The sequence below is a fragment of the Kitasatospora sp. NPDC059571 genome, assembly GCF_042735675.1.
GTDB lineage: Bacteria > Actinomycetota > Actinomycetes > Streptomycetales > Streptomycetaceae > Kitasatospora.
Genome location: NZ_JBHWBW010000787.1, coordinates 1 through 1713 on the forward strand (window position 1 = coordinate 1; position 1713 = coordinate 1713).

Here is a 1713-nt window from a genome sequence, read left to right on the forward strand (position 1 = left end):
CGGCGACGGCGTCCTGTTCACCGGCCGGATCGCCCTCGACACCCACCCCTGGCTCGCCGACCACGCCGTGCAGGGCAGCGTCCTGCTGCCCGGCACCGCCTTCGTCGAACTCGCCGTCCGTGCCGCCGAACAGGCCGGCTGCGGCCTCGTCGAGGAACTCACCCTGGAGGCGCCGCTGCTGTTGCCCGAGCGCGGCGGCGTCCACCTGCAGATCGTGGTCGGCGGCGCCGACCGGACCGGCAGCCGCACCCTCTCCGTCCACTCGCGGCCCGAGCACGCCGACGCCGACGAGCCCTGGACCCGCCACGCCGGCGGCCTGCTCGCCCCCGCCGCCGACCCGGCCGGACCCGACCTCGCCGCCTGGCCGCCCGCCGACGCCCGGCCCGTCGACGTCCGGGAGGTCCGCGCCCGGCTGGCCGACGCCGGATTCGGCTACGGCCCGGCCTTCCAGGGCCTGCGCGCCGTCTGGCTGCACGGCACCGAGATCCTCGCCGAGATCGACCTGCCCGAGCCCGCCCTCGACGGCGCCGACCGCTACGGCCTGCACCCCGCCCTGCTCGACGCCGCCCTGCACGCCCTCGGCGCCGACACCGCCGACGACGCCGTCCGCGGCGGCCTGCCGTTCTCCTGGCACGGCGTCACCCTGCACGCCACCGGCGCCACCGCGCTGCGCCTGCGCGCCACCGTCCTCGGCCGCGGCGAGGTCGCCCTGGAGGCGGCCGATGCCACCGGCCGGCCCGTCCTGTCGGTGCGCTCCCTGGCCCTGCGCGAGATCTCCGCCGAGCAGCTCGACGCCGCCCGCGCCGCCCGCAGCGACGCCCTGTTCCGCATCGAACGGACGGCCCTGCCGGTCTCCGCCGCCACCACCGGCCGCTGGGCCGTGCTCGGCGCCGCCACCCCGGCGCTCGCCGCCCTCGGCGCCGAGCAGTACCCCGACCCGGCCGCCCTCGCCGCCGCCGTCGAGGCCGGCCGCACCGCCCCCGACGCGGTCTTCCTGCCCGTCGGCCACACCGATGCCGAGCCGGCGGACGACCCGGCCGGGCTCCGTGCCGCCCTGCACCGGGCCCTCGATGCGACCCGGCAGTGGCTCGCCGACGACCGGCTCGGCGCCGCCCGCCTCGTCCTCACCACCAGTGGCGCCGCCGACGGCCCCGGCGCTCTCGCCGGCGCCGCCGTCCGCGGCCTGATCCGCTCCGCCCAGCTGGAGCACCCCGACCGCCTCGTCCTGCTGGACCTCGACGCGCACGGCGTCCCCGGCGAGGCCCTGGCCGGTGCCCTCGCCGCCGGCGAACCCGAACTCATCGTCCGCGAGGGCGCGGTGCACGTCCCCCGGCTCGCCCGGGTGCGCACCGCCGCCGAGCCGGCCGCTGCTGCCTTCGGCCCCGACGGCACCGTCCTGGTCGCCGGCGCCTCCGGCGCCCTCGGCACCCTGGTCGCCCGCCACCTGGCCGCCGAGCACGGTGTCCGCAGCCTGCTGCTGCTCTCCCGCCGCGGCGCCGACGCCCCCGGCACCGCCGAACTCCTCGCCGACCTCGCCGAGCACGGCGCCGAGGCCACCGTCACCGCCTGCGACGTCTCCGACCGCGCGGCGCTGGCCGCCGCCCTCGCCGGACACCGGCTCACCGGCGTCGTCCACACCGCGGGCGTCCTCGACGACGGCGTCCTCGACGCCCTCACCGCCGAGCGCCTCGACACCGTCCTGCGGGCGTAGGC

The 1713-nt window shown here is 79.7% G+C and carries 1 protein-coding gene; it reads left to right on the forward strand.

Annotated features, from left to right (window positions below):
- Nucleotides 1-1711 (forward strand): polyketide synthase dehydratase domain-containing protein (locus ACFV0G_RS39015; protein WP_380558556.1); only part of this gene is annotated, 1711 nt, incomplete at its 5' end.
- Nucleotides 1712-1713: the final 2 nt, after the last annotated feature.